This window comes from Nonomuraea sp. NPDC049646 (genome assembly GCF_044465525.1).
In the GTDB taxonomy this organism is placed as follows: domain Bacteria; phylum Actinomycetota; class Actinomycetes; order Streptosporangiales; family Streptosporangiaceae; genus Nonomuraea.
This window is the reverse complement of sequence record NZ_JBITLU010000014.1, coordinates 253,394-275,281: the sequence shown is the minus strand read 5'-3', so window position 1 is coordinate 275,281 and position 21,888 is coordinate 253,394. Positions and strand designations below refer to the sequence as shown.

At 70.9% G+C, this 21,888-nt stretch carries 19 protein-coding genes and 2 rRNA genes; 16 read left to right on the top strand and 5 right to left on the bottom strand.

Translation table 11 applies throughout. From position 1 onward, the window contains the following. Together ACIBQ8_RS36380 and rrf are read left to right on the top strand one after the other, a co-directional pair. Positions 1–97 (top strand): 23S ribosomal RNA (locus ACIBQ8_RS36380); the annotation flags it as partial. Between the two features lie 142 nt (positions 98–239). Then, positions 240–356 (top strand): 5S ribosomal RNA (gene rrf, locus ACIBQ8_RS36375). 870 nt (positions 357–1,226) lie between these two features. Here the strand turns inward: rrf and ACIBQ8_RS36370 are convergent. Beyond that, a complete protein-coding gene (locus ACIBQ8_RS36370) occupies positions 1,227–2,633 on the bottom strand; it encodes a hypothetical protein (protein WP_397194324.1) in 1,407 nt (468 codons plus the stop codon). Between ACIBQ8_RS36370 and ACIBQ8_RS36365 the strand changes: the two genes are divergently transcribed. Beyond that, positions 2,577–3,599, top strand: a complete 1,023-nt coding sequence (locus tag ACIBQ8_RS36365; RefSeq protein ID WP_397194323.1) for a hypothetical protein — start codon at positions 2,577–2,579, stop codon at positions 3,597–3,599. The genes ACIBQ8_RS36370 and ACIBQ8_RS36365 overlap by 57 nt on opposite strands. An 80-nt stretch (positions 3,600–3,679) precedes the next feature. Here the strand turns inward: ACIBQ8_RS36365 and ACIBQ8_RS36360 are convergent, their stop codons facing one another. Then, the gene (locus ACIBQ8_RS36360; protein WP_397194322.1) at positions 3,680–4,633 is read right to left on the bottom strand and encodes an MBL fold metallo-hydrolase; all 954 of its coding nucleotides are present in this window, start codon (positions 4,631–4,633) and stop codon (positions 3,680–3,682) included. Positions 4,634–4,716: 83 nt separating this feature from the next. Here ACIBQ8_RS36360 and ACIBQ8_RS36355 point away from each other — a divergent pair, with 83 nt between their 5' ends. Then, positions 4,717–5,109, top strand: a complete 393-nt coding sequence (locus ACIBQ8_RS36355) for a single-stranded DNA-binding protein (RefSeq protein ID WP_397194321.1) — start codon at positions 4,717–4,719, stop codon at positions 5,107–5,109. A gap of 83 nt (positions 5,110–5,192) precedes the next feature. Here the strand turns inward: ACIBQ8_RS36355 and ACIBQ8_RS36350 are convergent, their stop codons facing one another. Further along, positions 5,193–6,752 (bottom strand): DUF1015 family protein, encoded by a 1,560-nt coding sequence (locus tag ACIBQ8_RS36350; RefSeq protein WP_397194320.1) that lies wholly within the window; start codon positions 6,750–6,752, stop codon positions 5,193–5,195. A 123-nt stretch (positions 6,753–6,875) separates the two neighbouring features. Between ACIBQ8_RS36350 and ACIBQ8_RS36345 the strand changes: the two genes are divergently transcribed. Both ACIBQ8_RS36345 and ACIBQ8_RS36340 read left to right on the top strand, forming a co-directional pair. Next, on the top strand, positions 6,876–7,301 hold the full coding sequence (locus tag ACIBQ8_RS36345) for a tetratricopeptide repeat protein (RefSeq protein WP_352326203.1): 426 nt from the start codon (positions 6,876–6,878) through the stop codon (positions 7,299–7,301). A 109-nt stretch (positions 7,302–7,410) separates the two neighbouring features. Then, entirely contained in the window at positions 7,411–7,539 is a 129-nt protein-coding gene (locus ACIBQ8_RS36340) for a hypothetical protein (protein WP_397194319.1), read from the top strand. An 895-nt stretch (positions 7,540–8,434) separates the two neighbouring features. Here ACIBQ8_RS36340 and ACIBQ8_RS36335 read toward each other — a convergent pair. After that, positions 8,435–8,872: a TipAS antibiotic-recognition domain-containing protein gene (locus ACIBQ8_RS36335; RefSeq protein ID WP_397194318.1), complete on the bottom strand. Its 438-nt coding sequence runs from the start codon at positions 8,870–8,872 to the stop codon at positions 8,435–8,437. A gap of 121 nt (positions 8,873–8,993) precedes the next feature. Between ACIBQ8_RS36335 and ACIBQ8_RS36330 the strand changes: the two genes are divergently transcribed. Further along, the gene (locus tag ACIBQ8_RS36330; protein WP_397194317.1) at positions 8,994–9,965 is read left to right on the top strand and encodes an HAD-IIA family hydrolase; all 972 of its coding nucleotides are present in this window, start codon (positions 8,994–8,996) and stop codon (positions 9,963–9,965) included. A 335-nt stretch (positions 9,966–10,300) separates the two neighbouring features. Here ACIBQ8_RS36330 and ACIBQ8_RS36325 read toward each other — a convergent pair whose 3' ends face one another. Next, on the bottom strand, positions 10,301–10,648 hold the full coding sequence (locus tag ACIBQ8_RS36325) for an SCP2 sterol-binding domain-containing protein (protein WP_397194316.1): 348 nt from the start codon (positions 10,646–10,648) through the stop codon (positions 10,301–10,303). A 127-nt stretch (positions 10,649–10,775) separates the two neighbouring features. Between ACIBQ8_RS36325 and ACIBQ8_RS36320 the strand changes: the two genes are divergently transcribed. From ACIBQ8_RS36320 to ACIBQ8_RS36280, 9 genes are all read left to right on the top strand, one after another. Further along, positions 10,776–10,949, top strand: coding sequence for a hypothetical protein (locus ACIBQ8_RS36320; RefSeq protein WP_397194315.1), 174 nt, complete (start codon positions 10,776–10,778; stop codon positions 10,947–10,949). Continuing rightward, complete coding sequence (locus ACIBQ8_RS36315; RefSeq protein ID WP_352364461.1) at positions 10,946–11,758, top strand: TlyA family RNA methyltransferase; 813 nt, start codon at positions 10,946–10,948, stop codon at positions 11,756–11,758. The genes ACIBQ8_RS36320 and ACIBQ8_RS36315 overlap by 4 nt, the downstream gene beginning before the upstream one ends. Further along, positions 11,755–12,657 carry an NAD kinase gene (locus ACIBQ8_RS36310; protein WP_352364459.1) on the top strand — a complete coding sequence of 301 codons (903 nt, stop codon included), beginning with the start codon at positions 11,755–11,757 and terminating at the stop codon, positions 12,655–12,657. The genes ACIBQ8_RS36315 and ACIBQ8_RS36310 overlap by 4 nt, the downstream gene beginning before the upstream one ends. A 94-nt stretch (positions 12,658–12,751) precedes the next feature. Beyond that, positions 12,752–14,461, top strand: a complete 1,710-nt coding sequence (recN, locus tag ACIBQ8_RS36305; protein WP_397194314.1) for a DNA repair protein RecN — start codon at positions 12,752–12,754, stop codon at positions 14,459–14,461. 73 nt (positions 14,462–14,534) lie between these two features. Further along, positions 14,535–15,731, top strand: coding sequence for a putative cytokinetic ring protein SteA (steA, locus tag ACIBQ8_RS36300; RefSeq protein ID WP_397177557.1), 1,197 nt, complete (start codon positions 14,535–14,537; stop codon positions 15,729–15,731). After that, positions 15,728–16,702 carry a copper transporter gene (locus ACIBQ8_RS36295; RefSeq protein ID WP_397177174.1) on the top strand — a complete coding sequence of 325 codons (975 nt, stop codon included), beginning with the start codon at positions 15,728–15,730 and terminating at the stop codon, positions 16,700–16,702. The genes steA and ACIBQ8_RS36295 overlap by 4 nt, the downstream gene beginning before the upstream one ends. A gap of 1 nt (position 16,703) precedes the next feature. After that, positions 16,704–17,555: a hypothetical protein gene (locus ACIBQ8_RS36290; protein ID WP_364340006.1), complete on the top strand. Its 852-nt coding sequence runs from the start codon at positions 16,704–16,706 to the stop codon at positions 17,553–17,555. 72 nt (positions 17,556–17,627) lie between these two features. Further along, entirely contained in the window at positions 17,628–19,220 is a 1,593-nt protein-coding gene (gene murJ / locus ACIBQ8_RS36285) for a murein biosynthesis integral membrane protein MurJ (protein WP_397194313.1), read from the top strand. 1,080 nt (positions 19,221–20,300) lie between these two features. Next, positions 20,301–21,713, top strand: a complete 1,413-nt coding sequence (locus tag ACIBQ8_RS36280) for a glycosyltransferase (protein ID WP_397194325.1) — start codon at positions 20,301–20,303, stop codon at positions 21,711–21,713. Positions 21,714–21,888: the final 175 nt, after the last annotated feature.

The following is a 21,888-nucleotide window of genomic DNA, read 5'->3' as shown; positions in this document are numbered from 1 at the left end:
GTAAGGCTCCCGGTAGACGACCGGGTTGATAGGCCGGAGGTGGAAGCATGGTAACGTGTGGAGCTGACCGGTACTAATAGGCCGAGGACTTGACCACAAAGCATAATGCTTTGGTGTGTGCTGCGCTCTGTTACTCTTCGCCGGGTCCGGAGCTGCGCCACACCAAGGAAATTCTTGCCCGCGTCCACTATGCAATTCTGAAACAGCAAGCGGCAATCCGCTTGACAGTTTCATAGAGTTACGGCGGTTATGGCGAGAAGGAAACACCCGGTTACATTCCGAACCCGGAAGTTAAGCTTCTCTGCGCCGATGGTACTGCACTCGGGAGGGTGTGGGAGAGTAGGTCACCGCCGGACAATCTTTCAAAGAAGCCCCACACGGATCGTGTGGGGCTTCTTTGCGTTGTACACCTTCTTCGATGAAGAGGTACGGGGCCCCGCAGCGCGCCCCTGGGGTTGGCTCTGGTGTGACAGGGGGAGCCAGTCGCGTCAATCCCAACCGGTTCGCGAACACCGCGAGCCGGTGCGCTGTAAGAGATCAGCCCCATATGTCGACGCGTTATCCGCGCCGGCAACGTTTCATTTGCTTCGTGAGCGGGCCTTGGAAGATGGTGGTGAGCTAATGGCCGTGCACGAGGTTGAACCGACAATGCCTCGCGGCCGCCTGTCCTGCAAGGAACGAGGAGCAATGCTCTAGATGGTGTTCCGTTTCCTTCCGGCGGGGTGCATCAGAGCAGAGACTTCTTTCGGCATGCCTGGCGCACAACAGTTGTAAGGTGCCACCCTCTCGCCAGCCGAACAATCGTTGCGAGGCTTCCTCCAATGCCTCCGGGGGCACGTGCACGAGAACGTCCGCCAGATACTCCTGAGGAGACTTTCGTCGCGTCTTTCTGGTGAGCGTCGTTCTGTGGGCGGTTGGTCGAATGGTCGTGGGTGGCTGGAGGGCTCGGTAACGGTCAGGGGCTTGCTAGGCTGGGGGGAGCGGGCCACCCCCACGGGTGGCCTTCGTCGCGTAAGGCCCGAGGGCGGGCGGCGACCAGCCACGGTGGACCGCCGTTGTGAGTCCGCTGAGTGAGCCAACGAAATGGACCAGAAGTGAACAGAGATAACGGATCGGACGGCGGACAGCGCGAGCGCGGCGACTACGGGGACAGGCGCTCCAGCGGCGGCAGGACTGGCGGATACGGCTCTCGCGGGCGTGATTCCGGTGGCGATCGTCCGTTCCGTTCAGAGGGCCGGCCCCGGCCGTACAACCGCGAGGACAGGGCGCCCCGAGGCGCGGAGGGTTCCCGCGACGAGCGTGCGCCGCGGCGCGAGGGCGGTCCCCGGGACGAGGGCCGCCCCTATCGCGACCGGGACGACCGCGGACCCCGCCGCGAGGGCGGCTACGGTGACCGCCGTGAAGGCGGAGGCAGCTACGGCGAGCGCCGCGAGAGCCGGTATGGCGACCGCGGGCCGCGTCGTGAAGGTTTTGACCGTGGGCCGCGTCGTGAGGGCGGTGGCTACGGTGACCGTGGGCCGCGTCGCGAGGGCTTCGATCGCGGGCCGCGTCGTGAGGGTGACGAGCGTCGTCCTTACCGGGACCGGGATGATCGTGGGCCGCGCCGTGAGGGCGGCGATAGCCGTCCGTACCAGGACCGGGGCCCGCGTCGTGAGGGTGGCGACAGCCGTCCGTACCAGGACCGTGGGCCGCGCCGTGAGGGCGGTGGCTACGGTGACCGTGGGCCGCGTCGCGAGGGCTTCGACCGTGGCCCTCGCCGTGAAGGCTTCGATCGCGGGCCGCGTCGAGAGGGCGACGAGCGTCGTCCCTTCCAGGACCGCGGACCTCGGCGTGAGGGCGGCGGCTATGGCGACCGTGGACCGCGCCGTGAGGGCGGTGGCTACGGTGACCGCGGGCCGCGTCGTGAAGGTTTCGACCGTGGTCCGCGTCGTGAGGGCTTCGAGCAGGGGCCGCGTCGCGAGGGCGGTGGCTACGGTGACCGTGGGCCGCGTCGCGAGGGCTTCGACCGTGGTCCGCGTCGTGAAGGCTTCGATCGCGGGCCTCGCCGTGAGGGCGGCGACAGCCGTCCGTACCAGGACCGGGGCCCGCGTCGAGAGGGCGGCGGGTACGGTGAGCGCCGCGACGACCGCTTCGGTGACCGGGGCCCGCGCCGGGAAGGCTATGACCGTGGTCCTCGTGGTGAGGGCTCCGAGCGTGGTCCCCGCGGTGAGGGTTTCGACCGGGGGCCGCGTCGTGAAGGCTTCGACCGGGGTCCGCGTCGCGAAGGGGGGCCGCGTCGAGAGGGCGGGTTCCGTGACGACCGCGGCGGCGGGCAGCGTCGTGAGGGGTTCGACCGGGGTCCGCGTCGCGAGGGTGGCTACGACCGTGGCCCGCGCCGCGACGACTCCTACGGGCCGCGTCGCGAGGGCGGCGGCTACCGTGAGTCGCGTCCGTTCTCGCGTGACGATCGCGGGGAGCGTCCGGGCGGCGGCACCCGCGCCAGGTACGGCCGGGACGACCGCGACGCCGACGCCCCGCAGCGCGAGAGGCTGCCCGAGGTGGCGCCGGACATCACCGCGGAAGAGCTCGACAAGGAAGTGCGCGAGGAGCTGCGTTCGCTGCCCGGTGACCTCTCCGACCTGGTCGGCAGGCACCTGGTCGCCGCTGAGCGCGCCCTTGAGGAGGACGACCCCGACAAGGCGCACGAACACACCAAGGTGGCGCGCCGGTTCGCCGCTCGCATCGGTGTCGTACGTGAGGCTGCGGGCATCGTCGCCTATCGGGCCGGACACTTCTCCGAGGCGCTCAGCGACCTGCGTGCGGCCAGGAGGATGACGGGGTCGGACGCGTACCTGCCGGTCATGGCCGACTGCGAGCGCGGTCTGGGCCGTCCGGAGCGGGCGATCGACCTCGTGCGTTCGCCGGAGGCCGAGCGCCTTGACCGGGCCGGACGCATCGAGCTGACCATCGTCGAGTCGGGCGCCCGGCGTGACCTCGGCCAGCAGGACGCGGCCGTGATCACCCTCCAGCGCCTGCCTGAGCTGCGCGACCCGCAGCCCAAGCCGTGGTCGGCGCGTCTCGCGTTCGCCTATGCGGACGCCCTGGCCGACGCCGGGCACCAGGAGGCGGCGACCGACTGGTTCGCCCGTGCGATGGCCTTCGACGAGGACGGCGAGACGGACGCGGCCGAGCGCTACGCCGAGCTCACCGGAGCCGTCATCGAGGACGTCGAGGAGGACTACGAGGAGGACCTCGACTCCGAGGACGACTTCGACGACGCCGGTGCCGCTGAGGTGGGCAAGCTGGCCGAGGAGGAGGAAGAGGACGACGAGGCCCTGGCCGAGGCGGACGACCTCCTGGAGCCCGAGGCCGCCGAGCCCGCCGCGGCTGACGAACCTGTCGAACCTGCCGAGCCTGTCGTCGAGCCGGAGGACGCCGTCGCTGCTGAGGCTGCCGAGCCGGAGGCGGGCGAGCCCGCCGACAGTGGCGAGGAAGCGGAGCCGGTGGAGGCCGGGACGCCGGGGATCACGCCCGCGTTCATCGAGCCGAACTTCGGTGACGTGCTGGAGGTCGAGACGGACGAATCCGCACAGGACCGTCCGAAGAAGAACGACGAGTAAGTGTTGCCGCTCCGCCGTACCCCTGATCCTCAGGGGTACGGCGGAGTTTTTGTGTCACATGGGGCGTGGTCGGCCGGTCGTCATCGTTCGACGCGGTTGAGCCAGTGGAGGATGCCCGCGACGTTCGACGGGGCGCCGCTCAGCAGTTCGAACTGCTCGGCCGTCACGTCGTCCGACTGCAGGGCGGTGTAGCGCTCCTTGGTGCGGTCGCGGACCATGGCGACCGCGTGATCGAGGTCGAGGCCCTCGGAGTGTGCCTGGCGGGTGAGATCCACCCAGACCCGGAGCTCTTCGGCGGATCGCTCAAGGGTCTCCTGGACGGCGCCGACCGGTCCGTAGTGGCTGAACAGCAATCGTTGCGGGCCAAGTGCCTGGAACAGGGCGATCGAGTCGAGGGCCGTCTGAAGGTCGAAGTCCGGCGGCGGCGTGGCGGGGCGCAGGTCGCCGGTCTGAGGCAGATACACGCCCGCGGCGTCGCCGACATAGAGATCTCCGGTGGCGGAGTCGATCAGGCCGACGTGGTGCTTGGCGTGGCCGGGCGAGTAATGGCTGCTCAGCGTGCGGCCGTTGCCCAGGTCGATGGCTCCGGTGTCGCCCAGGGCGACGATGCGCTCGGCCTCGGTGGGGGACAGCTCGCCGAAGAGAGTGTCGAGCTGGTCACCCCAGACCATCCGGGCGCTGGCCATCAGACGCGACGGATCGGCCAGATGGCGTGCGCCCTTCTCATGTACCGCCACCTGCGCGGACGGGAAGAACTTCGCGATGTCCCCCACACCGCCCGCATGGTCGAGGTGGATATGGGTCACCACCACCGTGGCCAGGTCGTCCGGGCCGACGCCGAGCGAGGCGAGCGCGTCGCGCACCACGGGGGACGAGGTCGAGGTGCCCGTCTCCACCAGGCACGGCCGATCTCCCAGGATCAGGTAGCCGGCGGTGATGCCCGCGTATCCGGCCATTTTGGTGTCGATCTCATAGACGTCGCCGCCTAGTGCGGTGATGTTGTCCACAGGCACTCCCGCGCGTACATCCGTCATCCCCAGAACGACGTTCGCATCGATCCGGGCTTCCCTTCATCGTAGAGAGTGATCTCCTCCGGAACGCAAACGGGAGGACGACAATGGATCGGAACGAGGTCGTGCTGGTGGGGCGGCTGTCGGCGGCGGTCGAGGAATACGCGATGCCGAGCGGCGACATGGCCACGAAGTGGCGCGTCATCGTCCGCCGCCGGCGCAGGCACCGGCGAGGCCCGGCTCTCACCGACAGCATTCCTTGCGTCACGTTCGATCCCGGGGTGGCGGAGATCGTGCGCGGCCTCGAACCGCGGGACTTCATCGAGGTGACGGGCGCGTTCCGCTGCCGGGTCTTCGGCCCGGCCGCCGCCAAGATCTGGCGGTACGAGGTGGAGGTGGGCGCCGTCAGACCTGTCGAGGAGCCGGTTCCTGAGCCGTCTGAGGAGGTGGGGCCGAGCCGGGAGCCGCGGCCGGTGGTTCAGCTGGCCGGGGCGGGGTGACCTTGCCGGCGATGGCGAGGCGCCGCCCCGGGAGAGCGCTCGGAGGTGGGCAGGGAAGGCGCGGCTACGCGGCAGGGGCGGCGTCAGTCGATGGCGAACGTGCGCAGCACCAGGCCGGTACGCGGCTTGGGGCCGAAGGAGGTGGACTTGCGGGGCACTCGTTCGCCGCCCGCGGCGACCGCCAGCACGTCGTGGACCATGAGCGGCTTCAGGATGACGGCGGTGCCGCCCGTCTGGATCGCGAGCCGCAACGCCGCCTCGGTGTCGTGGTGGACGATGCGTACGGCCCGCTCGTCGTCCTCCATGCCCCACACCTTGGGCAGGATGAACTCGCTGAGGATGGAGGTGTTCAGCGAGTTCCAGCGGTCCGAATGGTGGTCCGGCATCGCCAGGTTGAGCTGCACCGGGTCGGGGTCGGTGAGCAGATGGGTGCCGCCCTCCCCGGCGAGCAGGAAGGCGGGCTCGGCCGCGTTCTGCAGCGCCTCCAGGCCCTGCGCGAGGTCGTCGTGGTCGTGCACCTGCCAGGCGCCCCTGGCTCTGGCGGCTGCCTCGGTCAAGGGGAGACCGGGGATGACGCGGTGGATGGCCTTGAGGTCGGGCGGGTAGGCGGTGGAGTCGACGATCAGGGCCAGCCCGAAGTCCCAGGGGCCCAGCGCCTGGCGGGGTACGGCCGGGGCGGAGGCCGGCTCCTCTGACGGATGGGCCAGGCGATCGGTCAGCTCGTGCCGGAACGAGGCGACCGGGGTGGGCATGCTCGGGGGCGTGTTGAGGGAGACGTGCTGAGAGGGCTGGGGAAGTGTGGACTGGAGGGCTTCTTGTGACAGGTCGTCAGGCGTGGCCTGGTGGGGACCGCTCCGCAGGGCTTGGCGGGCGGCGTGCTCCTGGCGCTGGAGGACGCGGTAGGTGGCGTACCGGTGGTGACCGTCGGCGATCAGGGCCTGGCGGTTGCGCAGGTCGGCGTTGATGGCGTCGATCTCGTCCTGGTCGGTGATCGCCCACAGCCGGTGGGTGAGACCGTCCTCGGTGCCGGCCGTGACGAGGGGCGGTCGTTTGGCGGCCACCTCGTCCACCAGGCGGGTCGCCTTGCCGTTGTCGCCGTTGTAGAGCAGGAAGATGGGTTCGAGGTTGGCCTCGGTGGTGCTCATGAGGGCCAGCCGGTCGGCGATGGGGCCGGGCATGACGTCCTCGTGGGGGAGGATGACGCGTTCGGCGGGGTCCACCAGGCCGACGTCGCCGATCAGGCCGCGCTGGAGGACGTGCGGGCCGCTCTGCTCGTACACGTACAGGGCGGGGGTGTCGTCGGCCACCAGGACGCCGGCGTCCAGCCAGGCCCTCAGCGTGTCCCTGGCCTCGGAGTAACGGGCTTCGAGCGGCACCTCGGTCCGGTGGCGGAGTCTGGACGGGGTCCCAGCGGGGTCACGAGGGGTGCCCGGGTCGCTGGCGGGTGTCGCTTCGGGGTTGCAGGGAAGGATGAGGCGGACGACGTTGTTCGGGTGGGAGGCAAGGAGGGCTTCGACGTCCGCATCGCTGATCAGGTCGTACGGTGGGGAGGTCACCTTGGCGGGATCTTCGACATCGAAACGTACGCCTCGGAAGGGCCGTAGCACCAGTCCGTCAGGCACCGGCAGTTCAGGAGTCCCCATACCGGGCATGCTCCCATAAATGCTCGCGCCTACCAGGAGTTGCCCCAATCGTTTGCTGTCGCGCCCCTTACGCGGCGGAGCGGGAGCGAGGTTCGTCGTCCAGCGATGAAGGAGTCCTCACGCATGGTTCAGGGCGGAAACGGTCACGATGAGTCCGTGGGTGGCGTTCCCGGCGGCGGTGTCTACGACTGGTATCAGCGTGGTGTGAAGTTGCTGAAGGAGGGGAGCCCGGCGGCTGCCGCGGCGTTGCTGGAGCGGGCCGCCGCTGCTGAGCCGCAGTCCCGGAGCATCCTTGAGGCGCTGGCTCGGGCGCAGTTCAACTCCCGTCAGTACGCGGAGGCCGCGGCCAGCTTCCGGCAGATCGTGGATGCGAACCCGGCTGAGGATTATGCGTACTTCGGGCTGGGCTTGTCGTTGTGGCGTACGGGGGATCTGGAAGGGGCTCAGGAGCCGCTGGCCATCGCGGTGGCCATGCGGCCGGACGAGCGGCATTACGTGTCGGCCTTGAAGAGTGTGCGGGCGACGTTGAGGGCTCGCCGGGAGATGTAGGGGTACAGACCTGGCGATGGCGAATGTGGCCTTCCAAGTGGCTGTGCCAGGTCTTCAGAGTCTCTTCCGTCGGTGTCCGCTCGGATGAGGACCGCCCAGGGGCGTCTGCTTGCGGCTGGTCGTGCTGATCGGGTGGGGGCGCCGCAGCTCGCTGTCTGGTGCGGCACCCGAGCTGGTCCGGATGATCCTGCGCGACGCAGATGAGGTGATGGCGCAAACGCGGCAGCCCGGCATCTAGACCGATGGGCTCACTGTTGCTCACCGACCCCGGATTCGCCAGGGCGACCGAGGTGGGAGAGCGGGAGTTCGTCGTTCGTCGCCTGCACGAATGGACGTTACTCAGGTCGATCGCCCGTCAACGCCCGTTGGAAACCGGAGGATGTCCTTGCCGCCTCCGACTGGTTTCAGCGCACGGCTGAGCTCGCCGGCCATTTGGAAGGACACGACCTGTTTGCACCGCCGCCGACCACCGGCTGAGCGACGCCGATAGGTGAGTCAGGTCAGTTCAGAGGGCTTGACGATCTCTCGGTATCCCGTGCCGTACCGCCTGGCCCATCGGGTTGACCTTGTCGCTGAGGTCCTTTCAGGGCTTCGATGAAGCACTCATGCTGTGACGCATGGACGGCCCTGTACGCGCCCTTCCCAGCCGCTGACGGTGGCCGGGGGACATCACGGCACCAGCCTGCCGTCGTTTCCGCGCACCTGGCCAGCCGTGACGGCGCACCACGATGCCGGAGAAGTGGCTGCCCCAGCTCGCTTGGCGACCGACTCGGGTGGTGAGGAGAGCATGGTGATGGGCCGTGCGACATCGCACTGTGTCTCCCACGTGAGTGCTCAGGGGTGTGGCGCAGCCAATACAGCCGTCGTGGTAGCCCAGGCCGCCCCTGCCTAAGCGTGCAGGCATGCCGCGGCTGTATCCGGCTGTCCCTGCATAAGGGGCGACATGCCGTGGCTGCATATGGCGGCGGAAGGCTGGTGTGAAGGTCCTGGTCCGGTTTCTGTGGCGGTAGCACGGCGCCATGAGAGGCCATGACCCCGGTTCCGGGCCGGCCGCCGTCTCCACACACACCGGACCCCGGTTCCGGGCCGGCCGCCGTCTCCATACACGCCGGACCACGGTCAGGTGGCGGGCATCAGCTCTGGCGGGTGGCGTTGGCGAGGATGGCGGATCGGAGGTAGGCGGCGAGGCCGGGGGAGGTGCGGTCGAAGGCGGCGGTGAAGCGGGGGTCGGAGACGTACAGCTCGGCCAGGCCGCGGTGGAGGTCGTACGTGCAGTCGTAGAACCAGCGGGAGAGGTGGGCGCGGTGTTCCTCGGCCAGGTCCATCGCGAGGTCGCCGTCGGCCGGGACGCCGGCGTGCATCGCGTCGGCGAGGCGGGCCGAGAGGGCGGCTGCCTCGGCTTCGTGCCGCTGCCAGTCTTCCTTCGTGTACGTCGAGGTGCGGCGTGCGGATTCGGCCCAGGCTTGTGTGTCGCCCCAGCGTTCCTCGGCCTCCGCCGCGTACTCGTCATGGACGGGGGCGCCGAGGGGTTCCGCGTGTTCCTCGGTCGTGGGGTCGGGCTGGCGGGACATGGTCGTCCTTCCGCTGTCGGGTACGGGTTTCCCGATCCACGAGGAGAGGGCTTCCTGTGGCGGGGTACGAAGGCGACGCTAAAGTCTCACGCGGCGTGAGAGTCAAACGGGAAGAGGCGCTGTGCTGATTGACGGCTATGACACCCTGCTGCTCGACCTCGACGGTGTGGTCTATCTCGGACAGCACGCGGTTCCGGGGGCGAGGCAGGCGCTGGAGGAGGCGCAGGGCAAGGGGGTCCGGCTCGCCTATGTCACCAACAACGCCTCCCGCACGCCCGCCGCCATCGCCGCCCACCTGCGGGAACTCGGCGTCCCGGCCACGGCGGCCGATGTGGTGACCTCGGCGCAGGCGGCCGCGCGGCTGGTCGCCGAGCGGGTGGCTCCCGGCGCCACGGTGCTGGTCGTGGGCGGGTCGGGGCTGCGGGTGGCCGTACGTGCCCATGGGCTCAGGCCGGTGTCCGTCGCGGCCGAGTCGCCCGCGGCGGTGGTTCAGGGGATCGCTCCCGGTTTGTCATATGCCCTGCTGTCGGAGGGGGCGCTGGCCGTACGGCAGGGTGCGCTGTTCGTGGCCTCCAACGGTGACAGCACTATGCCGACCGGGCGGGGCGAACTGCCGGGGAACGGGGCAATGGTCCGGGTCATCGCCGCTGCCACCGGGGTTGAACCGGTGTACGCCGGTAAGCCGGATCCGCCGTTGCACCGGGAGTCGATGATCCGTACGGGCGCTCGGCGACCGCTGGTCGTGGGGGACCGGCTGGACACCGACATCGAAGGGGCCTCCAACGCGGGGGTGGAGAGCCTGCTGGTGTTCACCGGGGTGGCAACCCCGCTCGACGTGCTGATCGCTGCGCCCCGGCACCGGCCCACCTACCTGGCCGAGGACCTCGGCGCGCTGGTCCAGCCCTATCCCGACGTGCGGGACGGCACCTGCGAGGGATGGCGGGCCGAGTGGCGCGACGGGACGCTGCACCTCGAAGGCGACGGCAGCCGGATCGACGGCCTGCGCGCGGCCTGCGACGCCGCCTGGACGGCCGCGGGCGAGGGGCAGATCGGGGAGGACGCGGTCAAGGACGTCCTGAAGCGCGTGGGGTGAGGCGATCGGCGCGGGCGGGCAGGCCGCCTCGGCCCTGCTTACCCCGCCCAACAGCGGCCAGGCACCCCACGAGCCCCGTCGTGACCGGCATGCCCCACGGCACGAACGGGTTCGTACACGCCCGTGAGGCAGGGGCAGGTGGGCTTGTCGGGAAAGCGTCAGATGGGGGTAGTCGGGGGCGACGTGGCCGCCGGAGGGCGGCTCAGTCGGTCGGGGGGCGAGGGGCAGGTTCGCTGTTCGCTTGTCGCCTAACAGTTAACGCACGCGCCGAGTAGTTGCCCGACAGCGAACACAGCTGCGCAAGAACAGTCGCGCGAACGCGCACGTTGCACGGGTCAGATCAGCTTGCGCAGGCGCAGCAGGTCGCCGAAGCTCGCGTCGATCTTCACCCGCCCTCCGAGCAGCGCACGAGCCAGGTCCAGTTCGCCGTCGACCAGCGCGACCAGGTCGTCGCTCGCAATGGTGATCTTCACATCGGCCGGTTTGCCGCCCGCCGGCGGCTCCTCGGTGAACGGGTCGAGCCCCCCGTGGTGCAGCCGTCCGTAGAAGATCACGTCGACGTCGGACACCCGGGCGCTGACCGTGCGCTCGACCACGTGTTTGGCACGATCCTCCGCGCCGATCTCGTCGAACTGGGCGACGAGCCTGGCCAGTGCCGCCCGGCACTCCTCGACGCTTGCCATGTTGGGCATCCTTTCTTTCCCTTTGCGGTCGGTAGCGTTCCACATCACTAGCACCCCCGTATGAGCTTCAACGCGTGACACGCCTGCCAAGGTCCCGGGCGCTCGCCCGAGGCGTTACGGTCGAGTCATGAGTGAGCTGCCGGAGGAGACCGGTGACGAGCGGGTCGACGCCATCGTGGCCGGTCTCGGTCGTGTGGGCGAGCTGCCGGTGAACGAGCACGTGCCGGTGTTCGAGGAGGCGTTCGCCGGGCTGGAGTCCACTCTCGCGGGCGCGGGCGACGAAGCGCTGGGCGAGCGGTGAGCCGGAGGATCCGTCTCGACAGCGAGCTGGTGCGCCGCGGGCTGGCCAGGTCGCGCGAGCAGGCCGCCCAGCTCATCGAGGCCGGGCGGGTCAGCGTGGGCGGCCAGCAGGCGCACAAGCCCGCGACCCAGGTCGACACCGCCTCGGCCATCGTCGTCGCCGAGTCGGCCGACGGGCCCGACTACGTTTCGCGGGGAGCGCACAAACTGCTCGGGGCGCTGGAGGCGTTCAAGAGCCTGTCGGTGGAGGGGCGCAGGTGCCTCGACGCGGGAGCCTCCACGGGAGGCTTCACCGACGTGCTGCTGCGCCACGGCGCGGCCCACGTGCTCGCCGTCGACGTCGGCTACGGGCAGCTCGCCTGGTCGCTGCGCACCGACGAGCGGGTGACTGTGATGGAACGCGTCAACGTGCGCGACCTGACCCCCGACATGGTCGGCGAGCCGCCCACGCTGGTCGTGGGCGACCTGTCGTTCATCTCGCTGCGGCTCGTGCTGCCCGCGCTGGCGCAGGTCGCCGCGCCGCGGGCCGACTTCGTCATGCTGGTCAAGCCGCAGTTCGAGGTGGGCAAGGAGCTCGTGGGCGCGGGTGGCGTGGTGCGCGACCCCGAGCTGCGGGCCAGGTCGGTGCGCGAGGCCGCGGCCAAGGCGCAGGAGCTGGGGCTGAGCGTGCGGGGCGTGACGGCGAGCCCGCTGCCCGGTCCCTCCGGAAATGTCGAATACCTGCTGTGGCTGGGCAAAGGAGAGGGTGATCCGCCCGTCGCCGAGCTCGATGCCGAGATCCAGCGTGCCGTCGCGGAAGGGCCGCAATGAACCGGACCGTGCTGGTCGCCGTCCACACCGGGCGGGGGGCCGCCGTCGAGAGCGCCCGTCTGGTCATCAACCGGCTGGTCGGGGCGGGCATCAATGTACGCGTCCTGGACACCGAGGCGCGTGACATCGGCTGTGGCGGGGTGGAGGTCGTCCCCAGCGACGACCCCGGCTCGGCCAAGGACGCCGAGGTCATGATCGTGCTCGGCGGCGACGGCTCGCTGCTGCGCTCGGCCGAGCTGGCCAAGCCCGCCGGCACGCCGCTGCTCGGGGTCAACCTCGGGCACGTCGGGTTCCTGGCCGAGGCGGAGGTGGCCGACCTGGCCTCGGCGGTCGACAGCGTGGTCGCCGGGCGCTACGACGTCGAAGAGCGCATGACGATCGACGTCCTGGCCAGGCAGAACGGCCGGGTGATCGCCGACACGTGGGCGCTCAACGAGGTCACCGTGGAGAAGCAGGAGCGCATGCTGGAGGTGGTCGCCGAGATCGACGGGCGGCCGCTGTCCCGCTGGGGCTGCGACGGCGTGATATGCGCCACTCCTACCGGTTCGACGGCGTACGCGTTCTCGGCCGGCGGGCCGGTGGTCTGGCCGGAGGTGGAGGCGCTGCTCCTGGTGCCGATCAGCGCCCACGCGCTGTTCGCCCGGCCGCTGGTGGTCTCGCCGCGGTCCACGATGGCCGTGGAGATCCTGCCCGACACTCCGGGCGGCGTCCTGTGGTGCGACGGCCGCCGCCGTTTCGAGCTGCCCTCCGGGTCGCGGGTGGAGGTGCGCAGGGGCGCCGAGCCGGTGCGCCTGGCCCGTCTGCACGGCGTCGAGAACACCGGCGCGCCCTTCACCGACAGGCTGGTCGCCAAGTTCGAACTACCGGTTCAGGGATGGCGCGGGAGAGTGCGACCCTGAATGAATGGAGGGCGGAGCGCGTAGGATCCCATGGGCAACAGGTGTCCGGAGACAATCGACCGGCCATCAGGCACGGCAGTGACGGGAGTGGGCAGTGCGACCAAGGGTCGAGGAGGTCCGCATCCAGGGGCTCGGCGTCATCGACGAGGCCGTACTCGAGCTTTCGCCGGGCTTCAACGTGGTCACCGGCGAGACCGGCGCGGGCAAGACGATGGTCGTCACGGGGCTCGGGCTGCTGTTCGGCGGCCGGGCCGATCCCTCGCGCATCCGTCCGGGGGCCGACAAGGCGACCGTGGAGGGCACGCTCGTCGTCGAGCCCGGCGGCCGGGTCGCCCAGCAGGTCGAGGACCTCGGCGGTGAGGTCGAGGACGGCGAGTTGATCATCTCGCGCACCGTCTCGGCCGAGGGCCGCTCCAGGGCCTGGCTCGGGGGCCGTACGGTGCCCGTCGGCACGCTGACGTACCTGGCCGACGACCTGGTGGCGGTGCACGGGCAGATGGACCAGCAGCGGCTGCTGCAGGCCGCCAGGCAGCGCGCCGCGCTCGACCGTTACGCGGGAAACGAGCTGGTCAAGCCGTTGCGGGCGTATTCGCAGGCGTACAAGCGGCACAAGCAGGTCGGGGCGCTGCTCGACGAGCTGACCACCCAGGCCAGAGAACGCGCCCAGGAGGCCGACCGGCTGCGGTTCGGCCTGGAGGAGATCGAGAAGGTCGACCCCAAGCCGGGCGAGGACGCCGACCTGCGCGAGGAGGAGGAGCGCCTCTCGCACGCCGACGCGCTGCGCAGCGCCGCCACCACGTCCCACACCGCGCTGCTCGGCGACCCGATGGAGGCCGGCGGCGGCGCCCGGGACGTCATCTCGCTGCTCGGGGAGGCCCGCGCGGCCGTCGAGGCCGTGCGCGACTACGACCCTCAGCTCGCCGGCGTGGCCGACCGGCTCGCCGAGGCCGGATACCTGATCTCCGACGTCGCCACCGACCTGGCGGCCTACGCCGAGTCCGTCGAGGCCGATCCGGCCCGTCTGGGAGCCGTGCAGGAGCGCAGGTCCGTGCTGGGCAGCCTGATCAGGAAGTACGCCGAGGACAGCGCAGGGGTGCTGGCCTGGGCCCAGCAGGCCGCCGCCCGCCTGGGCGAGCTCGAAGGCGACGACGAGCGCATCGAGGAGCTCACCCGCGAGCACGAGGAGCTCACCACCGGGCTCACCACCCTGGCCGCCGAGCTCACCAAGGTGCGCCAGGCCGCCGCCGAGCGGTTCGGCCAGGCCGTGACCGAGGAGCTGACCGCGCTGGCCATGCCCCACGCCCGGGTCGTGGTGCAGCTCACCCAGAGCGCCGAGTTCGGCCCCGAGGGCGTCGACGAGGTGGAGCTGCGGATGGCCGCCCACCCGGCCGCGCCGCCGCTGCCGCTCAACAAGGGCGCCTCCGGCGGTGAGCTGAGCCGCGTCATGCTCGCCATCGAGGTCGTGTTCGCCGGTGCCGACCCGGTGCCGACGTTCGTGTTCGACGAGGTCGACGCGGGGGTCGGCGGCAAGGCGGCGGTCGAGATCGGGCGCCGGCTGGCCCGGCTCGCGCGCACCGCGCAGGTGATCGTCGTCACCCACCTCCCGCAGGTGGCGGCCTTCGCCGACCAGCATCTGGTCGTCGAGAAGGCCAGCGACGGCAGCGTCGTGCGCAGCGGTGTCGTCACGCTCAACCACGAGGGGCGCGTCCGCGAACTGTCCCGCATGCTGGCCGGTCTGGAGGACTCCGAACTGGGCCGGGCGCACGCGGAGGAGCTGCTCGGGCTCGCAGCGGCCGACAGGTGATTCTGTGTGACATAGTGGACACGCGGCGTAGTGCTTGGCCTCCGCGCTGTTTCCCTCTGGCAGGATGGTCATGATGAAGGTTCCGGGGAGCAAGATGCCGGGCCTCCGTGGCAGGAAGGTCGGTGACCTTCCCGGTGTGACGGCAGTGGCGAGAATCGACCGGCGAACCAAGAGGCTGACCAAGCGCCTCCAGCCCGGGGAAATAGCGATTATCGACCATGTCGACGTTGACCGGGTCAGCGCGGAGGCGCTCGTCGCATGCGGCGCGGCGGCTGTGGTCAACGTCGCCGCGGGCATCAGCGGCCGCTATCCCAACCTGGGCCCGCAGATCCTGCTCGACGCGAATGTGCCGTTCGTCGACAACGCCAATCCCGAGCTGTTCGAACGCGTCAAGGACGGCGACGTCATCCGCCTCCACGAGGGCGTGATCTACCTCGACGACGACGTCGTGGGCAAGGGCGACGAGCAGACGGCCGAGGCCGTCGAGGCCGCCATGGCCGAGGCGCGCGCCGGGCTGGCCGTGCAGATCGAGGCTTTCGCCGTCAACACGATGGAGTACGTTCGCGGTGAGGGCAAGCTTCTCATCGACGGAGTCGGCGTGCCTGAGATCCGCACCCCGATGGAGGGCAGGCATGTCCTCATCGTGGTGCGCGGATATCACTACAAGGAAGACATCGCCACCCTCCGCCCCTACATCAGGGAATACCGTCCCGTCCTCGTCGGCGTCGACGGCGGCGCCGACGCGCTGCTGGAGGCCGGCTACCTCCCCGACGTGATCGTGGGCGACTTCGACTCCGTCTCGACCAAGGCCCTGACCTGCGGCGCCGAGCTCGTCGTGCACGCCTACCGCGACGGCCGCGCCCCCGGCCTGGAGCGGGTGCACCAGCTCGGCCGCGAGGCGGTCATCTTCCCGGCCACCGGCACCAGCGAGGACATCGCGATGCTCCTGGCCGACGACAAGGGCGCCGAGCTGATCGTCGCGGTCGGCACCCACGGCACCCTGGAGGAGTTCCTCGACAAGGGCCGCTCCGGCATGGCCAGCACCTTCCTGACCCGGCTGATCATCGGCAGCAAGCTCATCGACGCCAAGGGCGTGAGCAGGCTCTACCGCAGCCGCATCACCACCTCCCAGCTCCTGCTGCTCGTGATCACCGCGCTGATCACCATGGGGGTCGCGCTCTTCCTGTCACCGCTCGGCCAGACCTGGCTGAACGGCCTGCAAGACGTCTGGAACGCATTCATCTTCTGGCTGGTCGGACTCTTCTCGTGATCGATTTTCGCTACCACGTCGTCTCCATCGTCGCGATCTTCCTGGCGCTGGCCGTCGGGATCGTCCTGGGCACCACGCTGCTGCAGGAGCCCGCGGTCAAGTCCGCGCAGGAGCTCACCGCGCAGCTCACCAAGACCAAGGACGAGCTGCGCGTGCAGATCGACCAGCTCCAGGGCCGCGAGGCGGGCAACGACGCGTTCGTCACCAGCGTCACTCCGAAGCTGGTGGCCGGCGAGCTGACCGGCCAGCGCGTGCTGCTGGTCGAGGCGCCGGGGTCGAGCACCACGTTCCGCGAGGCCGAGCAGCAGGTGCTGGAGGAGGCGGGCGCCGAGGTGGGCGGGCGCGTCACGCTGACCGAGAAGTTCTTCGACCCCGACCGCAGCGGCGTGCTGGACGGCCTGGTCAACCAGCTCAAACCGGTCGACATGGTCTTCCCGTCCACGGCGACCGTCTGGGACAAGGCCGGCGCGCTTCTCGCCTCCACGCTGCTCACCACCGACCAGGCCCAGGCGGGCACCCCCAACGCCGCGACCGCCGCCGTCCTCAGCGGGTTCGAGGCGGGCGGGCTGGTCAGCACCGACGGCGATCCCGCCAAGCGGGCCATGCTGGCGGTGATGTTCGCGCCGGAGAAGGCGTACGAGGGGGAGCAGGCCGACACCCAGCTGGGCGCGCTCGTCTCGGTCGCCGACCGGCTCGACGCCGCGGGCAAGGGCGCGGTGCTGGCCGGCAGCGCCGCCAACGCGGCCGTCACCGGAGGCGCCGTCAGCGCCCTGCGTGACGACGGCGACGTCGCCAAGCGCGTGTCCACCGTCGATACCGTCGATATGCCCACGGGCCGGGTCGTGGTCGTCTACGCTCTCCGGGAGCAACTGAGCGGGCGGGCCGGCCAGTACGGCATCGGCAGGGGGGCCTCGGCCACCCAGCCCGCGATGACGACCACCACACCCTCACCGACCCAGTCAGGGAGCTGACATGGCCCGTGGCCTGCTCTACGCGCTGGCCGGCGCCGCGATCGGTGCCGCCGCCGCCCGTGCCGCCTACTCCGCCTTCACCCGGAACCGCCCGGCCGACCTGGGCGGCCGATGGACGCGCAAGAACCATCGCGGCGAGCCCATCACCCTGCTGGAGGGGCCCGCGTTCGTGGCGGGCTCGGGCGCCGCGGCCGCGCTCACGCCCGGCCTGGCGCCGCGCACCCGGCTGGCCGCGGTGCTGGCCGGCGTCGGCACCGGCGCCCTCGGGGCCTACGACGACCTCTACGGCACCACGTCCTCCAAGGGGTTCAAGGGCCACCTGACGGCTCTGGCCCGCGGCGAGGTCACCAGCGGCGCCGTCAAGATCCTCGGGATCGGCGCCACCGGGCTGGGCGCCGCCGCCCTCGTCTCCGACGGGCCCGTCGACACCCTGGTCAACGGCGCTGCCATCGCGGGCGCCGCCAACCTCGCCAACCTGTTCGACCTGCGTCCCGGACGGGCGATCAAGGTCGGGCTGCTGGCCGGCGGGCCGCTGCTGGCGGTCTCGCTGCTGCGGTCCTCGCCCGCCGCCGCGGCCCTGGCCGCCGTGCCGCTGGGCGCCGCCGCCGCGCTGCTGCCCGACGACCTCGGCGAGCGCGCCATGCTCGGCGACGCGGGCGCCAACTCGCTCGGCGCCCTGCTCGGGCTGGCCGCGGTCACCAAGCTCGGCCGGCCCGGCAGGCTCGTCCTCCTGGGCACGGTCGCGGCGCTCACCGCCGCCTCGGAGAAGGTCAGCTTCACCAAGGTCATCGCCGCGAACCCGGTGCTCAACCGGCTCGACATGCTCGGGCGGCGTCCCGTCGACCACGTGTGACCCTCCGCGCGCGATTGTCGGTGGCACCTGCCAGGATGTCGGCGTGACCGGATACTGGGAGGGGGAGGCCGGGTGCGGAGCGTGACGGCGCGGGGCGTGGCGGGTGGCGCCCTGCTCATCGGGGCGATCACGGTGCTGGCCCGGATCGCCGGCTTCGCCAAGCAGTACGCCTTCGCCCAGACCGTCGGCACCAACTGCCTGTCCACCGCCTACATGACGGCCAACCAGATCCCCAACATCGTCTTCGAGGTCGTCGTCGGAGGCGCGCTGGCGGGCATGGTGGTGCCGGTGCTGGCCGGGTCCGCCGCCTCGCGCGAGCGCACCAGGCACATCAGCTCGGCGCTGCTGACGTGGGTCGTCATGGTCCTGGTGCCGCTGGGGGGGCTCACGGCGATCTTCGCCCGTCCGGTCATCGGCCTGTTCCTCGGCGAGGCCGTCAACGGGTGCGACACGACCCAGCTCGTCGCCCTCGCCACCCGGATGCTGGTCGTCTTCGCCCCCCAGATCCCGCTGTACGGCGTGGCCGTCGTGCTCTACGGCGTGCTGCAGTCGCACAACCGCTTCGCCGGGCCCGCGGTCGCGCCGCTGGTGTCCAGCATCGTGGTCATCGTGGCGTACCTGCTGTTCGTGCCGCTCAGCTCGGCGACCGTAGACCCGGCTCACCTGCCCGGGCCGGCCGAGCTGGCCCTGTCGGTGGGCACCAGCCTGGGCGTGCTCTCGCTCGTACTGACCGTGGTCGGGCCCGTGTCGCGGCTGGGGCTGCGGTGGCGGCCCACCTTACGCTTCCCCGACGGCGTGGCCGGGCAGGTGCGCAGGCTCGCCCTGGCCGGGATCGCGGCGCTGCTCGCCCAGCAGGCCGCCATGATCGTCGTCGTACTGCTGTCGAACAAGGCGATCGGCAACGGGGCCCTCACCGTCTACAACTACGCGTGGGCGATCTATCTGGTGCCGTACGCGGTGCTGGCCGTACCGATCGCCACCAGCGCGTTCCCCCGGCTGTCGGCGCAGTCGGGCGACGCGGTCGCGTTCTCGGCGCTGGCGGCGCGGACCACGCGGGCCGTGGTGCTGGTCACGGGGCTGGCGGCCGGGGTGCTGGCCGCCGCGTCGGGGCCCGGCGCGGTGGTGTTCCTAGGAGACAGGAGCGAGGTGCCGCCGCCGCAGCTCGCGCTGGCGATCGCGCTGTTCGCGCCGGGCATCGTCGGCTACGGGCTCATCGCCCACCTGAGCCGGGTGCTCTACGCGGCCGGGCTCGGACGGGCGGCTGCCACCGGGACGGTGGCGGGGTGGCTGGTCGTCATCGTCGCGCAGACCGTGCTGGTGCTGCTGCTGCCCGCCGGGTGGAAGATCGGCGGGATGGCGCTGGGGATGAGCGTCGGCATGACCGCCGGTGGGGTGGTGCTGCTCGCGGCCGTGGTGCGGACGCGCGGGATCGGTGCCGCGGCGGGGCTGCCGCGGGCTGCGGGGGCGGCGGTCGCCGGTGGTGTGCTGGGGTACCTGGCGGGGGCTGGGGCGGTGAGGTTGCTCGGGGTCTCGGGCATCTGGCCGAACGTGGGTGCGGTGGTGCTGGCGGCGGTGGTGGCCGGGGTGGTCGGGGTTGCCGTCGTGGCGGTGGCGGACCGGCCGGATGCCAGGGTGGTGGCCGGGTTGCTCCGCCGGGGCGGCTGATCCACTGCCACCGATCGTCTGCCTGGTGTCGCAGGCGGGTGGGCGGCAGGTGCGCTCCTGCGGTTCCAGTCGCGCACAGCTTCTGGGACGCGGACGGCTGGTGGCCCACGCTCCTGACGCTCGGACGACTGGTCCCCTGCGGCTTCCGGGCGCCGTACGGCTGGGTCGCGCATGGTTTTGGGGTTCGGGCGGTTGGGCCCGCCCGGCTTCGGGGCTTGCGCGGCGGGTCTCGCGCGGATTCTGGGCGCCGTACGGCTGGGCGCGGACGGCTCTGGGCTTTGGACGGCTGGTCCCATGCGGCTTTGGGGCTCGCGCAACTGGGGCCCACGCGCTTTGGGTGCCGTACAGGTGGGTCGCGCATGGCTTCGGGGGTTCGGAGGCTGGTCCCCTGCGGCTTCTGGAGCTCGCGCACTGGGTTCCGCGCGGCTATTAGGGCTGGCATGACTCGGGGTGTGGTCCATAGTGGCGCGCGGCTCTTGGATTGGTGCGGCTTCTGGTCTTTCGCGGTGTGTGGTCTGCCGTGGGTGCTTGGTTTTGTGACGGGGGTCTTCTGTGTGGGGCAGGGCTTCCTCGAAGGCTTGCCCTCCCGGGGCTGGCCAGTGGTAGGTGGCGGCCCATGCAGGGCCAGGAAGCCATCTGGGGGTGTGGCCTCTGGGAGGTTCCTGGTTTTGGAAGGGGGCAGGGCAGTGGGCGCAGGGTTCCCGTAGTGCTTGGCTCCAGGCACCTACAGAGCCGGTCGGATTGTGAAGGTGACCACATTCTGGGGTGCTTCCTCCGTGAGGCTCAGAGGCTACCGAGCTGCCCGGCATCAAGACGGTGTTATGAGGCTCGGAATCTTGGGCCCCTTGGTCTCGGGCACAGGGTCTGCAGGGTTGGTGGTCATGGCGTTCGGGCCGAGGCGTGGTGGCCGGGGGCGAGGGTCCGTGAGCGTCAGGTGCCTGTGGGGACGGTGCTGAGTGTCGGTGCGTTGTGCGGGTGAGAGCGGGAAGCTGCGGCGTGGTTCGGGTTACGGTTTCAGCTTTGAGGTGTGGCTGCGGTTTCGGCGAGGGCCTAGGAGGGGTCGTGCGGGTGGCTTTTGTGATGGGGACCACGTCGGGTGGGACCGGGCGGCATGTACGGATGCTCGTCGAAGGGCTGATGCAGCGCGGCCACCAGGTGGCGGTGGTGGGGCCGGGGAGTGTCGAGGAGGCGTTCTCCTTCCGGGCGGCAGGAGCCGCGTTCGCCGAGGTGCCCGTGTCCGACCGGCCGCATCCGCTGAACGACCTGCGCGCGGTGCTCGCGATCCGGCGGCTGACGCGTGACGCCGACGTCGTGCACGCCCATGGCCTGCGAGCGGGGGCGTTGGCGAGCCTGGCACTGAGGGCGTTCAGGACTCAGGGGACAAAAGACCGGGTGGCCCCGGTTGAAGAAGCCGGGCGTCGGGATGCGCGAGGCCGGGGGACCTCGGTTCAGGACGTCGAGAGGCGAGAGACGCGAGGCGGGGAGGCCTCGGTTCAGGGTGTCGGGCGTCGGGAGGCGGGAGGCGGGGGAGCCTCGGTTCAGGGCGTCGGGGGGCAGGTGGCGGGAGGCCGGGGGGCGCCGGTTCCAGACGTGGTGGGGTTGGAGGGGGCGGGCCGAGAGGGCTCGGGGCAAGCGTCTGGGGAACGCGAGGTCAGGGGGCAGGGGGGCTCAGGGGAAGGCGCAGGGGGGCGAAGAGGTGGTGGTCGGCTCGGGAAGGGGCCGGGGGTGGTGGTCACGTTGCACAATGCGCTCACTGCCGGTGGTTTCGTGGGGTTCGTCTACGGGGTGCTGGAGCGGATCGTGGCGCGGCGGGCCGACCGGGTGCTGGTGGTCTCGCCGGACCTGGCGGAGCGGATGACCGTCCTGGGAGCCCGGGAGGTGGCGGAGGCGGTGGTGCCCGCGCCTCCGCTCCGGCCCGCCCGGCGCAGGCCGGAGGAGGTGCGGGAGGAATTGGGGGCGGGTGATCGTCCCCTGGTGCTGACGATCGGCCGGCTCGCCCAGCAGAAGGGGCTCGACACCCTGCTGGACGTGGCGGCCGGGCCGTGGGAGTCGCCGGCGCCGCTGTTCGCCGTCGCGGGCGAGGGGCCGTTGCGGGCGGAACTGGAGGACCGGATCCGGTCCCGGAGCCTTTCCGTCCTGCTTCTCGGAGACCGGGACGACGTCCCCGACCTGCTGGCGGCCGCGTCCGTCGTGGTCAACTGCAGTCGGTGGGAGGGGCTGCCGCTCAGCCTCAGCGAGGCGCTGATGGCGGGCAAGCCGGTCGTGGCCTCCGACGTCGGCGGGATCCCGTGGCTGGTCGGCGGCGCGGGGATGCTGGTGCCGTACGGGGACGCCGAAGGGCTGCGCAGCGCGTTGCGCAAGGTCCTGGGCGAGCCGGGGGTGGCACGGACGCTGGCCGAGGCGGCGGCCCGGCGCGGACGGGAGTTGCCGGACGGTGACGATGCCGTGGAGAGCGTCCTCGGGGTGTACAAGGGGGCAAGATCGAATGGATGATGAGATCGGAGTGTCGGCGTATACTGCGTGGGTTAGGGAGGGGAGTATCCCTTCGCGACAGCCTCGTCATCACGGTGCAGCCCCGCTCCACGGGGCCCCCGGGGCTGCCGGTCCGCGTTGTTCGCGGGCGGGAGAGACCTCCGGCAATGAGTCATGCATGCCGGAGGGTTTGAAT